General features: G+C 62.2%; 16 protein-coding genes and 1 tRNA gene. 12 read left to right on the top strand and 5 right to left on the bottom strand.

Translation table 11 applies throughout. The annotated features are described in order from the left end of the window. Nucleotides 1-68 precede the first annotated feature (68 nt). Nucleotides 69-1,097 carry a tRNA preQ1(34) S-adenosylmethionine ribosyltransferase-isomerase QueA gene (gene queA / locus AC6JBC_RS09375; protein ID WP_498023946.1) on the top strand — a complete coding sequence of 343 codons (1,029 nt, stop codon included), beginning with the start codon at nt 69-71 and terminating at the stop codon, nt 1,095-1,097. Nucleotides 1,098-1,111: 14 nt separating this feature from the next. On the opposite strand, the gene AC6JBC_RS09370 is transcribed toward queA, so the two are convergent. Beyond that, nucleotides 1,112-1,450 (bottom strand): DMT family protein, encoded by a 339-nt coding sequence (locus AC6JBC_RS09370; protein ID WP_498023945.1) that lies wholly within the window; start codon nt 1,448-1,450, stop codon nt 1,112-1,114. 195 nt (nt 1,451-1,645) lie between these two features. Then, the gene (locus tag AC6JBC_RS09365) at nt 1,646-2,566 is read right to left on the bottom strand and encodes a DUF2171 domain-containing protein (RefSeq protein WP_498023944.1); all 921 of its coding nucleotides are present in this window, start codon (nt 2,564-2,566) and stop codon (nt 1,646-1,648) included. 200 nt (nt 2,567-2,766) lie between these two features. Between AC6JBC_RS09365 and AC6JBC_RS09360 the strand changes: the two genes are divergently transcribed. The 3 genes from AC6JBC_RS09360 (at nt 2,767) to AC6JBC_RS09350 (ending at nt 4,123) form a co-directional block, all read left to right on the top strand. Then, a tRNA-Ala gene (locus AC6JBC_RS09360) sits at nt 2,767-2,842 on the top strand. A 68-nt stretch (nt 2,843-2,910) separates the two neighbouring features. Next, a complete protein-coding gene (locus AC6JBC_RS09355) occupies nt 2,911-3,681 on the top strand; it encodes an NUDIX hydrolase (RefSeq protein ID WP_498023943.1) in 771 nt (256 codons plus the stop codon). 169 nt (nt 3,682-3,850) lie between these two features. Continuing rightward, complete coding sequence (locus AC6JBC_RS09350; protein ID WP_196224035.1) at nt 3,851-4,123, top strand: DUF4242 domain-containing protein; 273 nt, start codon at nt 3,851-3,853, stop codon at nt 4,121-4,123. On the opposite strand, the gene trpE is transcribed toward AC6JBC_RS09350, so the two are convergent. Together trpE and AC6JBC_RS09340 are read right to left on the bottom strand one after the other, a co-directional pair. Next, nucleotides 4,124-5,665: an anthranilate synthase component I gene (trpE, locus tag AC6JBC_RS09345; protein WP_498023942.1), complete on the bottom strand. Its 1,542-nt coding sequence runs from the start codon at nt 5,663-5,665 to the stop codon at nt 4,124-4,126. It lies immediately after the preceding gene. Next, entirely contained in the window at nt 5,649-7,601 is a 1,953-nt protein-coding gene (locus AC6JBC_RS09340; RefSeq protein WP_498023941.1) for a peptidylprolyl isomerase, read from the bottom strand. The genes trpE and AC6JBC_RS09340 overlap by 17 nt, the downstream gene beginning before the upstream one ends. 171 nt (nt 7,602-7,772) lie before the next feature. On the opposite strand from AC6JBC_RS09340, the gene tpiA reads away from it, so the two are divergent. From tpiA to AC6JBC_RS09320, 4 genes are all read left to right on the top strand, one after another. Continuing rightward, nucleotides 7,773-8,516 (top strand): triose-phosphate isomerase, encoded by a 744-nt coding sequence (gene tpiA / locus AC6JBC_RS09335; protein WP_498023940.1) that lies wholly within the window; start codon nt 7,773-7,775, stop codon nt 8,514-8,516. A gap of 171 nt (nt 8,517-8,687) precedes the next feature. After that, nucleotides 8,688-9,065, top strand: coding sequence for a preprotein translocase subunit SecG (gene secG, locus AC6JBC_RS09330; RefSeq protein WP_498023939.1), 378 nt, complete (start codon nt 8,688-8,690; stop codon nt 9,063-9,065). A gap of 91 nt (nt 9,066-9,156) precedes the next feature. After that, on the top strand, nt 9,157-10,788 hold the full coding sequence (gene pyrG, locus AC6JBC_RS09325; protein ID WP_498023938.1) for a CTP synthase: 1,632 nt from the start codon (nt 9,157-9,159) through the stop codon (nt 10,786-10,788). A gap of 300 nt (nt 10,789-11,088) precedes the next feature. Then, nucleotides 11,089-11,487: an NUDIX hydrolase gene (locus tag AC6JBC_RS09320; protein WP_460989582.1), complete on the top strand. Its 399-nt coding sequence runs from the start codon at nt 11,089-11,091 to the stop codon at nt 11,485-11,487. 197 nt (nt 11,488-11,684) lie between these two features. Here AC6JBC_RS09320 and AC6JBC_RS09315 read toward each other — a convergent pair whose 3' ends face one another. After that, nucleotides 11,685-12,821: a PQQ-dependent sugar dehydrogenase gene (locus tag AC6JBC_RS09315; protein ID WP_498023937.1), complete on the bottom strand. Its 1,137-nt coding sequence runs from the start codon at nt 12,819-12,821 to the stop codon at nt 11,685-11,687. A 169-nt stretch (nt 12,822-12,990) separates the two neighbouring features. On the opposite strand from AC6JBC_RS09315, the gene rimP reads away from it, so the two are divergent. From rimP to AC6JBC_RS09295, 4 genes are all read left to right on the top strand, one after another. Then, entirely contained in the window at nt 12,991-13,515 is a 525-nt protein-coding gene (rimP, locus tag AC6JBC_RS09310) for a ribosome maturation protein RimP (protein ID WP_498023936.1), read from the top strand. 12 nt (nt 13,516-13,527) lie between these two features. Further along, nucleotides 13,528-15,099: a transcription termination factor NusA gene (gene nusA, locus AC6JBC_RS09305; RefSeq protein WP_498023935.1), complete on the top strand. Its 1,572-nt coding sequence runs from the start codon at nt 13,528-13,530 to the stop codon at nt 15,097-15,099. A gap of 7 nt (nt 15,100-15,106) precedes the next feature. After that, complete coding sequence (locus AC6JBC_RS09300; RefSeq protein WP_498023934.1) at nt 15,107-15,343, top strand: tautomerase family protein; 237 nt, start codon at nt 15,107-15,109, stop codon at nt 15,341-15,343. 141 nt (nt 15,344-15,484) lie between these two features. Further along, nucleotides 15,485-16,141, top strand: a complete 657-nt coding sequence (locus AC6JBC_RS09295; RefSeq protein WP_498023933.1) for a DUF448 domain-containing protein — start codon at nt 15,485-15,487, stop codon at nt 16,139-16,141. Nucleotides 16,142-16,182 lie beyond the last annotated feature (41 nt).

The following is a 16,182-nucleotide window of genomic DNA, read 5'->3' as shown; positions in this document are numbered from 1 at the left end:
TCGCACCTGAAGTGGATCATGCCGATGCCGCATCGGCATGATCGCCGTGCCTTGAGGACAGCGCTCGCATGCGCGTAGATTTTTTCGATTTCGAACTGCCGCCTGAAAGCATCGCGCTAAGGCCCGCGTCGCCCCGCGACGCGGCGCGTCTGCTGTTGGTCAATGGCGAAAGGCCTTTCGAAGATCGCACAGTCCGGGATTTGCCTGCCTTGCTGCGCGCGGGCGATGTGCTGGTGTTCAATGATACCAAGGTCATCCCCGCTCAGCTGGAGGGCGTTCGCGGCCAGGCGAAGATCGGCGCCACGCTCCACAAGCGCCTTGGCCTGCGCCAGTGGCAGGCTTTCCTTCGCAATGCCAAGCGAGTGCGCGAGGGCGACCAGATAGATTTCGGTGCAGGCGTCACCGCGCTGGCGGGTGCGCGCGACGAAGATGGCGGGGTGACGCTGACCTTCGAGGGGGATGAGCCTGTCGAGGTGCTGCTGGAGCGGGCGGGGCGTATGCCCTTGCCGCCCTATATCGCCAGCAAGCGGCCTACGGATGCCCGCGACCGTAGTGATTATCAGACCATGTTTGCTCGCGAAGACGGGGCAGTGGCGGCTCCGACGGCGGCTTTGCATTTTACGCCCGCGCTGATGTCGGCACTCAGTGAGGCGGGTGTCATGTCGGAAACGCTGACGCTTCATGTAGGCGCGGGTACGTTTCTGCCCGTGAAGGCGGAGGATACCGATGATCACCGCATGCATGCGGAGTGGGGCCGGATCGAGCAAGCCGCCGCCGACCGGCTGAATGCTGCGCGTCGAGCTGGCGGCCGCCTTATAGCGGTGGGCACGACCAGCCTGCGCCTGCTTGAGAGTGCCTGCGGGGAAGATGGAGTGATCCGCCCGTTCGCGGACGAGACCCGCATATTCATAACACCGGGCTACCGGTTCCGCGCCGTGGATGGGCTAATGACCAACTTCCATCTGCCTCGATCGACCCTGTTCATGCTGGTAAGCGCCTTGATGGGGCGGGAGCGGATGCAGGCGGCCTATGCTCACGCGATAGAAAGCGGATACCGCTTTTACTCCTATGGGGACTCGTCGCTTCTTCTGCCTTAACGCGCAGATTCGCTTTAGGATCGCCCTACGAACAGAAAGCCGACCGCCGCCATTATGCACAGGAAGGCGGCCGCGTGGCGCCAATGGAGCGGTTCACCCAAAACCGTCACCATGAAGCCTCCGAAAACGATCAGGGCGATTGCTTCCTGCGTGATCTTCAACTGGCCTGGGCTCCAGCCGCTGGCAAACCCAATGCGATTTGCGGGTACGGCGAAACAATATTCAACGAGCGCAATGCCCCAACTGATCAGGATTACCAGCAGAACTGGCTTTCCCATCCCGCCCTTCAGATGCCAGTACCAAGCTATGGTCATGAAAAGGTTGGAAATGACCAGCAGCAATATGGTTGGCATGGAAGGGCCTCGTAACGCGTGTCGTTGCGCTCTGGCATTGCTTGAGGCCCAAGAGCAAGGGCTTGATTGACCTTATCATCCGCCCTCCATACCGATCGCATTAAAGGTGGGACCGGCTCGCCACTGCGGGGTAAGGAAGCGTACAAGCAAAGGGTCCGGACATCCGCCGGACCCTTTGCCTATTTTTGTCTTCAATTAGCGATTGCGTTCCGTATCGCGCGAACTGACGCCGCCAGCGTTCCATCCGCTCTGTTCGCGCCCTTCGCCAAAGAGGGCATTCTGCTCCCGCTCGGTTCGCCATGCATGGTGCGCTTCATCGGCCGTCTTTTCCAGCGTCACCCTTTGTTCGTCCACCGACCTGATCCAGGACGACGGTACGGAGTGGTGCACGCCGCTGGCATCCTGATCATTCTTGGTTAGGATGATGCGATCGCCACTTAACCGATCGACCGTTCCCACATGAGCGCCATCGCTTCCGACGACTTCCATATGTTCGCGGACCTGTTGCACTGCCTGGCGCTGTTCGGTGCGCCGCGTGCGCCAGGTACCGAACTCACTGTTGAAACGATCGCGATGCTCCCGCTGATATTCAGCATAGTCGCGGTCCAGCTCATTCATTCGCTGTTGTCGCCACGCATAATAGTTGGCGTCATGATGCGCGCTATAGTCATGCGTGGGGCCGTAAGCGCGTACGCGATTGCCATGATCCTCGCTGCCATAGCCGCTGCGTTCCCCCGTATAGGGCGCATAGCCGCGGTTCGGCAGATACTGGTTGCTGCGTGATGCCGAGGCGAACCCGATGCGGCTGCTTTCATCGCGCGGGTCGCCATAGGGGCGGTTATAATATTCGTCATATTCGCGACGGCGTTCTGCTTCTTCATCGCCGAACCAACTGCGGATTTCATCTCCGGCGCGATCGAAAAAGCCGCGCTCTTCCGGATCATAATGTTCTGGTGACCGCCGGGAATCCGAACCGCTGAACTGGCCGCGCGTGCCGTAGCGATAACTACGATCATCGCGCCAGTCACGCTGCCCACGATGGCGGTCGGAACCGCGATCCCAGTCGCTGCGAGTTCTGTCATCGTCTCCATAGCGACGTCCGCCTTGATAGCCCATCGTCCTTACTCCTTGGCTGCTGTTGCTACGGCCTAAAAGCCGTTGCATCACCAATGAGCAGTAGGGCGCATCGTTCCGGATGTTACGTGCGGGTAACATCGCTCTTCCGCACCGTGCTGCCGATGTTGCTGTAAGGCCCTGCTTCTCCGAAAAAGCCCGTTGCAAGGGAATCTCGGCTCGATTATAGGCAGCGCTCCTTCGGGGCCGTAGCTCAGCTGGGAGAGCGCGTCGTTCGCAATGACGAGGTCAGGGGTTCGATCCCCCTCGGCTCCACCACCCCTCCAGTGACGGGGTGATCCGGAAGGACTTTACCGCTAGCATTGTACGCGCCTATGGCGGCTTTCATGGCATCGACCAAAAGTGAAGGCCGGGTAGCAGCGACAGCCGTGATCGTTCGCGACATGCCCGATGGGCCGCCGCATATCTTGATGATGGAACGCGCTGGGAGCATGGCTTTTGCAGCGGGAGCGCTGGTGTTTCCAGGAGGCGCGGTTGATGAGGCGGATCGGGAATTGGCCCGCGCCGTGGATGCTCCCGGCAACGTGGAGGAGACCGCCGCTCGGCTGGCGGCGATCCGTGAAACGCTGGAGGAAAGCGGCCTTGGCATCGGTTTTGGGGTGCGGCCCGATCCGGCGCAGTTGTTCGAAATGCGGCGCGCTCTGACGGATGGCGAAGATTTTTCGGCGATCATCGAAGCGCACGGGATCAGGCTCGCCCTGGATCAATTGGTGCCATTCAGCCGCTGGCATCCTGCGGACGCGGAAATGGCCGCGCGCATTTATGACACGCATTTCTATTTGGTGCAGGCGCCAGAAGGACAGGTCGCGAGCGCGGATACGACCGAGAATGTCCGGTTGTTCTGGATGAGCGCGAGTGACACGATCGCTCTATGCGACGCGGGCGGCGGGCGCATCATTTTCCCGACCCGCCGCAATCTTGAGCGATTGGCCTTGTTCCACAGCTTCGCCGCGATGGCGGCCCACGCAGCGTGCTTTCCCGTCGAAAAGATCAGTCCCTGGCTGGAAGAGAGAGGCGGCGTGCGCCATCTCTGCATCCCCGATCATCTCGGTTATCCCGTGACGTCAGAACCGATGGAGCGTGTGCAGCGTGGTTAGGTCATACGCTGGCTCAGCTGGCGCCTTCCCGGTTATTTCAGCGATTTTCCAGTGGGACTGAAACGCCGCGCATCAGGACCATCTGGCGGGGGGCGATGTCGTTAGCGTCATTATGGACTCGCGCCGCACACAGGCATAGATTCGGCGCTCTTCACGCATGGAGGTGGTCATGCCGCAGTTCGTGATAGAAAGAGAGATGCCCGGCGCAGGAAGGTTGCGGGGCGATGAGCTCAGGAACGCTTCACAAGGTTCCTGTAATGTGCTGCGCGAACTTGGACCCGAGATACAGTGGGTCCACAGCTATGTGACGGATGACAAGATCTATTGTCTCTACCGCGCGCCCAGCGAAGAGCTGATCCGGCAGCATGCCGAGCTTGCGGGACTTCCCGCCAACAGCATCGCCAGAGTTCGATCGACGATTGATCCAACGACGGCCGAGTAGTTATTGCCCGAAGCCAGCCTGCCGTGCGAGATCGACGGCCTCTCGCGCTGCCGCGAGGAGCGCGCCGCTCTTCGCCTCGCATTCGCGCTGCTCATATTCCGGCGTGGAGTCGGCAACGATGCCCGCACCTGCCTGAACGTGCATGATGCCATCCTTGAGCACGGCGGTGCGTAGCACGATGCAGCTGTCCATATTGCCGTCGGGTCCGAAATAGCCGACGCCGCCTGCATAGGCGCCGCGCGTCTCCGGCTCCAGTTCCGCGATGATCTCGCAAGCGCGGACTTTGGGTGCACCCGAAACCGTGCCTGCCGGGAAGCCCGCGAAGAGGGCGTCCAGCGCATCCTTGTCCGGCGAAAGACGGCCGACGACATTCGACACGATGTGCATGACGTGGCTGTAAAATTCGACGCTGTAACTGTCGGTGACCGTCACCGATCCGGCGGTAGCGACCCGCCCCACATCATTGCGCCCGAGGTCGAGCAGCATCAGATGTTCTGCCCGTTCCTTTGGATCGGCGAGCAGGCTTTCGCGATTGGCAGCATCTTCGACAGCATTTTTGCCGCGCGGACGCGTTCCGGCGATCGGGCGGATGGTGACTTCGCCATCCCGTGCACGCACCAGAATCTCGGGGCTGGAACCGATCAGGGCAAAGCCGGGCAGATCGAGATAGTAAAGGAAAGGCGAAGGATTTATCCGTCGCAGTGCACGATAAAGCGAGATCGGCGGAAGGGTGAAAGGGCTGGTGAAACGCTGCGCGAGCACCACCTGGAAAATGTCCCCGGCGACGATATAGTCCTTGGCCCGTTCGACCATGGCCTTGTAGCGACCCGGCTCCAGCGCGGGGGTCACATCGACATCGGCAATGTCTTGGGCGGGCGGCGTGTGGGGCAAGGGCGCGGTCAGGCGCGCCGCCGTTGCATCGATCCGCTCCAGAGCCTGCGCGATCGCCGCGTCGGCATCGCTGAAGCTGCCCTTCCAGACAGGCGCGACAAAATACAGCGCGTCAGCCAACCGATCGAAAACCAGGATGATGGTCGGCCGGACGAACAGCATATCGGGCAGTTCAAGCGGATTGGGCGCTGGCCGGGGCAGCTTTTCGACTAGGCCGACTGTCTCATAACCGAAATAGCCCACCAGGCAGGCGAGGGCAGGGGGAAGGGCGGGGTCAAGCTCAGCCCGGCATTCCGACACAAGCGCTCGCAAGGCATCAAGGGCGCCAACCGCTTCCGGAACAAATGCCTGCGGGTCCGTCGCCCAATGGCGATTAATCTCTGCCGCCTGTCCCTGCGCGCGGAAGACAAGATCAGGCGCGAGGCCGACCAGGCTATAGCGCCCGCGAACCGCGCCGCCTTCGACCGATTCCAGCAGAAAGTCGCCACGATCGGCCACAAACAGTTTGAGCGCGGCGGAAATCGGCGTGTCCGTGTCCGCGATCTGGCGGCGCCATACCAGCGCCGAATTGCCAGCGGCCAGTGCGGCGCGAGCGGCCGCTATCCCGTCATTGCCTGCGCTGCCCGCAACCATGTTACTGCGCGCCGCCATTGGTGCTGGCAAGCGCGCGCTGGACGCTGGCGACAGCTGACGGGCTCCGGGTCACGCCAAGCTGCTTTTCGACCGCGCGTTCGAACTGCTGCCCATATTCCTGACCGACGACATCGCCTAGCTGGCTGCGGACCTGATCAAGCAGGGCGGTCTGGCCACCGGCATCGCCATGTTTGATGCCGTTCAGTTGCACGATGAAATAGCCGCGGTCCTGACCGATCGGCATCGTCTTGACGCTGTTGGTTGCCATGGAGAACAGGATCGCGACCTCGGCGGGGGGACGCTGACCTTCCCGCATGATATCGGCACGACGCCCGCCCACCGTCTGAGGCGCGGGCAGGCGGACGCCAGCCTGGGCCACGGCATCGGCAAGCTTCATTCCCTTGGCGACCTTCTCGCGGATCTGCTCGGCCACGGCCTTCGCTTTGGCGTTGCCCTGCGCCAGCTTAAATTGGGCGAGTACCAGCGGCTTAACCTTATCCAGCGGTGGCGGCGCGGCGGCGCGAATCTCGGCGGGGGCGGCGAGAGCGTAGCGCTGGTCGGGCGTGACCGGCACGAGTTGCGCGTCGTCGTCCTGACTCATCTGGAACACAGGCGCCAGCAGCGGACGAACATCGGCCGGAGCCTGATAGGCCTGATCCTCGACCTGCTTGCCGTTGGCGATCAGGAAGGGCGTCGTTTCCAGCTTCAGGCCGTTGTCCTTCACCACTTCCTCAAAGCTGCCGCCATCGGCGATCTGATCTTCAACCTTTCCGGTGAACTCGCTCAGCAGGCGCTTCTGCTTTTGCGAGCGGAGCGTCGTTGCGATCTCGTCGCGCACAGCTGACAGCGGCCGCGCGGGAACGGTCTTGACGTTCGATACGCGCAGCAGAATCCATCCGAGTGGTCCCCGGATCGGGCCGACAAGCTCGCCTTGCTTGGCCGCAAAGCCCGCATTTGCGATTGCGGCGGACGTTGTGGTGGTCAGGTTTTCACGGCTTTGATCCACCAGCGCCGACGCCTCCAGCCCTGCGCCCTGCGCAGCGGCGGCAAGCGACTTGCCGCCCTTCACCTGCGCTGCGATCGTTTTCGCGGCGGCTTCGCTGGGCAGGATGAGTTGCTCGAAATTGCGGCTTTCCTTGGCGGCGTAGCTCGCGCTGTTCTGATTATAGGATGCAGCAATTTCGGCGTCAGTCGGCTGCGAGGCTTGCGCGAAGCGTTCGCCATCGATCACGGCGTAGCGAATGCGGCGCTGCTCCGGGATGGTGAAGCGCCCGGCATTCTGCTGATAATAGGTGGTGAGCTGTGCGTCGGTGGGGTCCTTAATGTCCGCAAAGGCTGCGGCGGGGACAGCAGCGATCGTCCCCTGGCGCGCCTCCAGCAGCAGCGAGGCGTAGGGCAGGATGACGCTGTTCGGCAGTTTCACACCAAGGCCGAGCGGAGCGAGCATCTGCCGCTCCAGGATCTCGCGGGTGATGTCTTCGCGCAGGGCCTGTTCCGTGATGCGTTCGCGTAGCAGAAGCTGGCGGAAATTTTCCTGGCTGAATCGGCCTGCGGCGTCCTGAAAAGCAGGGATCTGGGCGATCTGCGCATCGACGAGGCGCTTGGAGATGTGGACGCCCTGATCTTTCGCATATTCCTTCAGCGTCATTGCGGCGACCAGCTGATCATAGATCTGGCCAGCGGCACCTTGAGCGAGGAAATCGCCGATCTGAAGACCCGGGGTGGCGCGGCGCGCATTTTCGAAGACGCGCTGAACCCGTTCCTGGAACTGGGGCAGTGTCAGTCGGGTGCCGCCTGCTTTCGCGACAGTTTCGCCGCTGCCGCCGAGAGAGGTGCCAAACTTGCCGCTCGTGACGTCGCCCATGATGAACGCTGCCGCGATGACGCCTAGGAAAAGGAGCGCGAAGAGGGCGCCGAATTTCGAATGGATGAAGCGGCGGAAGTTTGAAAGCATGAAGGAAGTCCAGAATAGAAAGACTTTTACGGGCGGCCCGCTTTAGGGGCGGATCGTCGCGGCGGCAAGTGCGGCTTGGCTGGACAAATGCGGTGCCTTTGTCCATCGGCCTGTCGGGGCTGGCCCGGCGCGGGCTGGCCGATGGACGAATGACTGAAGGGGTATGAATTGATGGGCAGGCGTAAGCTGGTGGTCGGCAACTGGAAGATGAACGGCCTCCGTTCACAGCTGCCCGAAGTCGAAGCGATCGGCGCGCTGGCGGCTGAGCGTCCGGTGGTCGAGGTGGGGCTGTGCCTGCCCGCGACGCTGATCGCGGCAGCGGAACAGGTCAAGGGCGGCGCCTTTGTCGGGGCACAGGATTGCCACATGAATGATAGCGGTGCGCATACAGGCTGCCTGTCGGCTGCGATGCTGGCGGAAGCGGGTGCGAGCTGGACGATCGTTGGCCATAGCGAACGGCGGCAGGATCAGGGCGAAACGGACGCCGATGTCGCGGCCAAGGCGCTCGCGGCTAAGTCTGCGGGTCTGAAGGTCATCCTTTGCGTCGGCGAAAGCCTTGACGTGCGCGACGCTGGCGGGGCCGAAGGCGTCGTGTCGGCGCAGCTGCTGGCATCGCTGCCGGAAGGCGCGGCGGCGGACTGGCTGGCGATCGCCTATGAGCCGATTTGGGCGATCGGCACCGGGCGAATCCCGACGATGGACGCGGTCGAAACCATGCACAAGGCGCTGCGGACGGCGCTGGCTGGGCGGATCGGCGATGGCGAAGCGGGTGCGATGCGCATCCTCTATGGCGGGTCGATGAATGGTGAGAATGCGGCCGAGTTGATGGCGATAGAGGATGTCGATGGCGGCCTGGTGGGCGGAGCGAGCCTGACCGCGGCGAAATTCGGGCCGGTGATTGCTGCGGCGGGGTGAAAGGTTGGAAGCGATTGCTGAGCAATCGCACCCACCCCGGCCCTTCAAACGAGTCACGTGCCTCGTTTGAACTTGAAAGGGAGCGGGGGGTAGGGGCGGCTCCCGGTTGCCCCGGCGGCGCTTCAACGCTATGGGCTCCACAACGCACCCCATTGGGACAGATATTCTCGCATGTTCACCTTCATCCTCGTCGTGCAGGCCATCGTGGCGGCCCTGCTTGTCACCGTCATCCTGATGCAGAAGTCGGAAGGCGGCGGTCTGGGCGTGGGTGGCAGCCCGGCGGGATTGATGTCTGCGCGGGGCGCGGCGGACTTTCTGACGCGATCGACGACGGTGCTGGCCACTATTTTTGTGACGCTGTCGGTCGTTCTGGCCGTGATCGCATCGGTGCAGCATGCGCCGAGCGATATCGATACGTCGCTGGTGAAGCAGGCGCCGACGGCACCAGCCGCCCCAGCACCGGCCGGTAGCGCCGATCCGCTGGCCGGTGCGGCAGGCGCTGCAAGCAACGGCCAGGCCGCAAATGGCGCGGTTCCGCTCGCCAACTGAACTTTTCGTTCAAAATTCCGATCTTTTTTTGCTCGTGCGTGGATTCGCGCGCTTGCCCAACTTGTTTGTAAAAGGCTAAGCCTCCTCTCCCATGGCGCGGTATATTTTCATCACCGGCGGCGTGGTCTCCTCGCTTGGCAAGGGCCTTATGGCCGCATCGCTCGCAGCACTGCTGCAGGCGCGAGGTTTCCGTGTGCGTATCCGGAAGTTCGATCCCTATCTCAACGTCGATCCGGGCACGATGAGTCCGTATCAGCATGGCGAAGTCTATGTGACCGATGACGGGGCGGAAACCGACCTCGACCTTGGCCATTATGAGCGGTTTACGGGGGTTTCCGCGCGGCAGTCGGACAATGTGACGCAGGGCCGCGTCTATCAGACGATCATCCAGCGCGAGCGGCGCGGCGATTATCTGGGCGCGACAGTGCAGGTGATCCCGCACGTCACGGACGAGATCAAGGCGTTCGCGATGGCCGAGTCCGACGATCTGGATTTCGTGCTGTGCGAAATTGGCGGGACGGTCGGCGACATCGAATCGCTGCCGTTCATGGAAGCCATTCGTCAGCTGCATAATGACCTTGGTCGCCGCCAGTCGATCTTCGTCCATGTGACGCTGGTCCCCTATATCGCGGCGGCGGGCGAGCTGAAGACAAAGCCGACGCAGCATAGCGTGCGTGAACTCACCTCGCTCGGTATTCAGCCGGACATTCTGCTTTGCCGCTGCGAACATCCGCTGCCCGACAGCGAACGGGCGAAGATCGCGCTGTTCTGCAACGTCCGCAAGGAAGCGGTGATCCCCGCGCTCGACGCCAGCAGCATCTATGCTGTGCCCGCGCAATATCATGCCGAAGGGCTGGACGAGGAAGTGCTGCGAGCCTTCGGAATCGACGACGCGCGCAAGCCGACGCTCGATCGCTGGATGGACATCATGGACCGCCAGCAGAACCCCGAAGGCGAAGTGACGATCGGCGTCGTCGGCAAATATGTCGGCCTGCCGGACGCCTACAAGTCGCTTTACGAGGCGCTGACCCATGGCGGTTTCGCCAATCGGGTGAAGGTGAAGATCAAGTGGATCGACGCCGAATTGTTCGAGAAGGGCGATGATGTCGCCGCCAGCCTGGAACCGATGCACGGCATTCTGGTGCCCGGTGGCTTTGGCGTGCGCGGATCGGAAGGCAAGATCGCCAGCGTGAAGTTCGCCCGTGAACGCAATGTGCCCTTTTTCGGCATCTGCCTTGGCATGCAGATGGCCTGCATCGAAGGCGCGCGGAACACGGCGGGAATTGCCGAGGCGTCCACCACCGAATTTGGCGAGACGTCAGAGCCGGTCGTTGGCCTCATCACTGAATGGATGGGCAAGGAAGGCTTGCAGAAGCGCACGGCCGAAACGGACCTGGGCGGCACGATGCGCCTTGGGGCCTATCCGGCCAAGCTGACCGGCAACAGCGTGGTCGCGGGCATTTACGGCACGAGCGAGATCAGCGAGCGGCATCGTCATCGCTATGAGGTGAATGCGGGCTATCGCGAGGCGCTGGAGAAGGGCGGGCTGATCTTTTCGGGCATGTCGCCGGACGGAACCTTGCCGGAGATTGTCGAGCGGCCGGATCATCCCTGGTTCGTCGGCGTGCAGTTCCATCCGGAACTGAAGTCCAAGCCGTTCGACCCGCACCCGCTGTTTGCGAGCTTTATCGAAGCGGCGGTGAAGCAGAGCCGGTTGGTTTGATCGGCTGGCGGGGTCCCGCGATGACCTCGTTCAAAATGCATGCTATCGACCGGAAGCGGGCGCGTGGCTCTGTACCCGCCGTCATCCTGAACGCGTTTAGCTGCGCTGACCTTCGGTTCAGGGTCCATTTTTCCGGATCGAGCCGTGGCGCGTGGGGCAGGATGGATGCTGAAACGAGTTCAGCATGACCGTGTCTGCTAGCGACCACTAGCCGTCATTCAGTCTTTGAACGCGGGCGTCGATTAGCGGACATTGCATTGCCAAACTTGGCCGCTAGCATGACGTTAGGGGGAAAGGATCATGCGTAAAATCCGGATCGCAGCTGCTTTAATTGATGATGATGCGGGGCGATTGCTGCTTGTTCGAAAAGCGGGAACCCAGTGGTTCATGCAGGCTGGCGGAAAGATCGAAGATGGCGAAAGCCCGTTATGTGCGCTGCGCCGGGAGCTGAACGAAGAAATCGGCCTGTCTCTGGAAGAGGAAGGTATTCGTCACCTCGGTCGGTTCTCGGCACCAGCTGCCAATGAACCCGGCTATATTGTTGAGGCCGAAGTCTTTCACGTGCGGGTCAACCACATGCCCAAAACACGGTCTGAAATCGAAGAAGCAGTATGGGTCGATAGTGTCGAGGCAGCGAACATGCAACTCGCACCCCTTACTCGCCATCAGATTTTGCCGTTATCCCGGACGCTTCGATGAGACAGTATTGCAGGCCCCCACGTAACCCGCCATTCCGCTATCCACCCAACCTGCGACAGCGGCGGGGATGGATCAGGCGCTGCGCTGGCCCACCCCCCGGCCCCCTCCCGCTTGCGGGAGGGGGAGAGTGCCAGTTTTCCACACATGATCGCCACTCGAAGGCCTCAACTGCAACGTCGCGGTCCAAGCTGACGCCCTCAGCCAGCAGGCGTCAGCTTCAGCAGCCTTCCCTGCGATCCTTGGCCGCCATCTTCCAATAGCCATAGAGCGCCATCCGGGCCTTGTTCCACTTCCCGAATCCTTGCGCCCATGTCCCATTGGTCGGCTTTCGACGCATTCTCGCCATCCAGTTTCACGCGCACCAGCGACTTGCTGGACAGGCCGCCGATGAAGAGCGAATTTTTCCACTGCGGGAAGAGGTCGCCTGAATAATAAAGCAACCCGGCCGGTGAGATGACCGGGTTCCACGAGAGTTTCGGCGCTTCAAACCCGTCATGTGGACTGTGGTCCGGGATCAGCGTGCCGTCATAATGATCGCCGTTCGACGCCTTGGGATAGCCATAGTTAAGGCCCGGCTTGATGAGGTTCACCTCATCCCCTCCCTTGGGACCCATTTCCTGTTCCCACAGCCGCCCGTCCTTGTCGAACGCGATGCCGAGCAGGTTGCGGTGGCCGTAGGACCAGACGGCAGGATGGAATCCCTTGGCCGCGAGTGGATTGCCTGCGGCAGGCGTCCCGTCGAGATTGAAGCGCAGCACCTTGCCGAGCGTGGCCTTGGGGTCCTGGGCTGGGTCGAATTTCTGGCGTTCGCCGTTCGTGAAGAAGAGGTAGCGGCCATCAGGGGAAAAGGCGATGCGGCCGGAATAATGGCCGTTGCCTGCGACATAGGGGGTCGCGCGGAAGATGGTTTTTACGCCGTCGAGCTTTGTCGTTCCGTCGCTGGCCTGGTTGAAGATGCCCGTGGCGAGCGCGACGCCTTTGCCGCCGGGGCCGCTTTCGGAAAAGCTGAAATAGACCGTTTTGTTCTGCGCGAACTGGGGATGAAGCACGACATCCATGAGCGCGCCTTGGCCCGCGCTGTCGACTTTGGGAATGCCGGCGACCGGAATCTTTGTTCCGTTCTTGGGGTCGAAGAGGATCATCTCGCCTGCCTTTTCGGTGACGAGCGCGCGGCCATCCGGGAGGAACGTCATGGCCCAGGGCGAATCGAAATCCGCGATGATGGAGGTCTTGAAGGGCTTTTCCGCAGGGGCGGCGCTGTTCTGGCCCGTGGCGTCCTCGGAAGAACAGGCCAGGAGGAGGAGGGGCAGGGCGGTGATCAGGACCCGATTCATTTCAACCTCCGTTCGTCGCATGCCTTCATCAAATCCTGCGCACGAATAATGTTGCAGCATTATATCTTCCCCCCTATATCGCCCTTGCTTCCTTACATCGTCAAACATGTCAGGGTCGCAGGCGGAACGCTTGCGGCGGCGGGAGCGCACATATTCTGTTGGAGACTGCATGGCGGACATCGCCGAACTGACCGCGCTGATCGAACCGGAGGTGAAGGCCTTGGGGTTTGACCTTGTGCGCGTGAAGCTGTTCGGGTCCGGCGATGAATATACGTTGCAGATCATGGCGGAAAATCCCGCGACGAAGCAGCTTGTTATCGAGGATTGCGCCGCTATCTCGCGCCGCCTGTCGGATGTGCTGGATGAAGCTGATCCGATCGAGGAAGCCTATCGGCTGGAGGTCAGCTCGCCGGGTATCGATCGGCCGCTGACGCGTCTCCATGACTTCCTGGAATGGGCCGGGCATGAGGCGAAGATCGCCACCAGCGAAACGGTGGCGGGGCGCAAGAGCTTTCGCGGTACGCTGAAGGGCGTCGAGGGCGAGGAAATCCAGTTCCAGGATAATAAGGCCGGGGATGTCTCCATCCCCTTCGCGCTGGTCGGCGATGCCAAGCTGATACTGACCGACGCGCTCATTTCTGCTAGCATGCCGCTCTCCTCCGATGGGGCGGACGAGTTCGAAACCGAAGAGTAAGGGTTCACGACCATGGCCAACGCCATTTCCGCCAACAAGGCCGAGCTGCTCGCTATCGCGAACAGCGTCGCCACCGAGAAGATGATCGACAAGGCGATCGTTATCGAGGCGATGGAAGACGCGATCCAGCGCGCCGCTCGCGCACGCTATGGTGCGGAGAATGACATCCGCGCCAAGCTGGACCCCGAAAGCGGCGACCTGCGCTTGTGGCGTGTCGTCGAGGTGGTCGAGGCGGTCGATGACTATTTCAAGCAGGTTGACCTGAAGCAGGCGCAGAAGCTGAAGAAGGACGCCGTGATCGGCGACTTCATCGTCGACCCGCTGCCTCCGATTGACCTTGGCCGCATCGACGCGCAGTCGGCCAAGCAGGTGATCTTCCAGAAGGTCCGCGACGCAGAGCGCGAGCGTCAGCATGAAGAGTTCAAGGACCGCGTGGGTGAGATCATCACCGGCGTCGTCAAGTCGGTCGAGTTCGGCCATGTCGTCGTGAACCTCGGCCGCGCCGAGGGCGTGATCCGCCGCGATCAGCAGATCCCGCGCGAAGTCGTCCGCGTGGGCGACCGTATCCGTTCGGTGATCCTGAACGTGCGCCGCGAAAATCGTGGGCCGCAGATTTTCCTCAGCCGCGCGCATCCCGAGTTCATGAAGAAGCTTTTCGCGCAGGAAGTGCCCGAAATCTACGACGGCGTGATCACCATCATGGCCGCCGCCCGCGATCCGGGCTCGCGCGCCAAGATCGGCGTCATCAGCCGCGATTCGAGCATCGATCCCGTCGGCGCCTGCGTCGGCATGAAGGGTAGCCGCGTGCAGGCCGTCGTGCAGGAAATGCAGGGCGAAAAGATCGACATCATTCCCTGGTCGGAAGATACCGCGACCTTCGTCGTCAACGCGCTCCAGCCTGCTCAGGTCGCCCGCGTCGTCATCGATGAGGAAGAAGAGCGCATCGAAGTCGTCGTTCCCGATGATCAGCTGTCGCTCGCCATCGGCCGTCGCGGCCAGAATGTCCGCCTCGCCAGCCAGCTGACCGGCAAGGCCATCGACATCATGACCGAGGCCGACGCGTCCGAGAAGCGCCAGAAGGAATTCGTCAGCCGCTCCGAACTGTTCCAGAACGAACTGGACGTGGACGAAACGCTGTCGCAGCTGCTGGTGGCCGAAGGCTTTGGCGAGCTGGAAGAAGTCGCCTATGTCAGCATCGACGAACTGGCGTCGATCGAAGGGTTCGACGACGATCTCGCCGCCGAATTGCAGAACCGCGCGCAGGAAGCGCTCGACCGCCGCGAAGCCGCTGCCCGTGAGGGACGCCGCGCTCTGGGCGTCGAAGACGCGCTGGCCGACATGCCGCACCTCACCGAAGCCATGCTGGTGACGCTGGGCAAGGCGGGCGTGAAGACGCTGGACGATCTGGCCGATCTCGCGACGGACGAACTCGTCGCGAAGAAGCGCGTGGACCAGCGCCGCCGCCGTGAGAATAAGGACGAGGATAAGGGCGGGATTCTCGCCGAATATGGCCTCAGTGAAGAGCAGGGCAATGAGATCATCATGGCCGCCCGTGCGCACTGGTTCGAAGGCGAGGAAGCCTAAGCGCCCCATGCCCTTTGTCGATATCCGTCTGGCCGGAAACGCCACCCGTGAACAGAAGGCAGCGATCGTTGCCGACGTCACTCAGTCGCTCGTCGAGCGGTTGGGGAAGTCGGCCGCTGCCGTGCAGGTGGTGATTTCCGAAGTCTCGACGGAGAATTATGGGTCGGGCGGACAGCTGATTGCTGACCGCGCGGCTGCCTCCAGCCCTGGGGAGGACGCCAATGCCGCGGTCACTTCCCGATGAGAGGCTAAGCTCCAACATCGTCAGTCATGGGATGTGCTCCTGCGAAGGCAGGAGCCCAGTCCTGGCCTCGCACCTCCATGAAAGTGCGGAGCTGGGTTCCTGCCTGCGCAGGAACACAACGCTTCATGGTGAGGCACGCCCATGACCGAACGCAAATGCATCCTGTCCGGTGATCGCGCCGATCCGGAAACGCTGATCCGTATCGCCGTCGGGCCAGAAGGCCAGGTGCTGCCCGACATTCGCGCGAAGGCACCGGGCCGAGGCGCGTGGATCGGTCTTCCTCGCGCCGAACTCGAACAAGCCCTCGCCAAGGGTAAGCTGAAGGGCGCACTTGCCCGCGCGTTCAAGACGGGCGAGTTGCAGATCCCGGACAATTTGCCGGACCTGATCGAGGACGGCCTGCGCAAGGCTTTGCTGGACCGCTTGGGCCTGGAGGCGAAGGCATCCATGGTCCTCACCGGATCGGAAAAGATCGACGTAGCCTGCCGTCAGGCCAAGGTTCAACTGCTGCTTCACGCCAGTGATGCTGCGGCCGACGGCAATCGAAAGCTCGATCAGGCGCTGCGCGTGGGACAGGAAGCGGAAGGAACGGATTTGGCGGGCGTCGTCTTGCCTGTGGACCGACAGGCCCTATCTATGGCAATGGGGCGGGACAATGTCGTCCATATCGCAGTGACCGACTCGCGAGCCGCGTCGCGTCTGCGTACGGCCATCGGCCGCTTGGAAAGCTATCTGGGTTGCGCTACCGAGGCGCCCGTGCATGGGGAGCATGACTCCGCCGGTGCACTGGGCGCCTGACGAGCATGGAATGAAGGCGCCGACGGGCCTTGCCGGTCGGA

Source organism: Sphingobium sp. RC1 (assembly GCF_059738765.1).
This window is presented reverse-complemented; position numbering and strand designations above follow the sequence as displayed.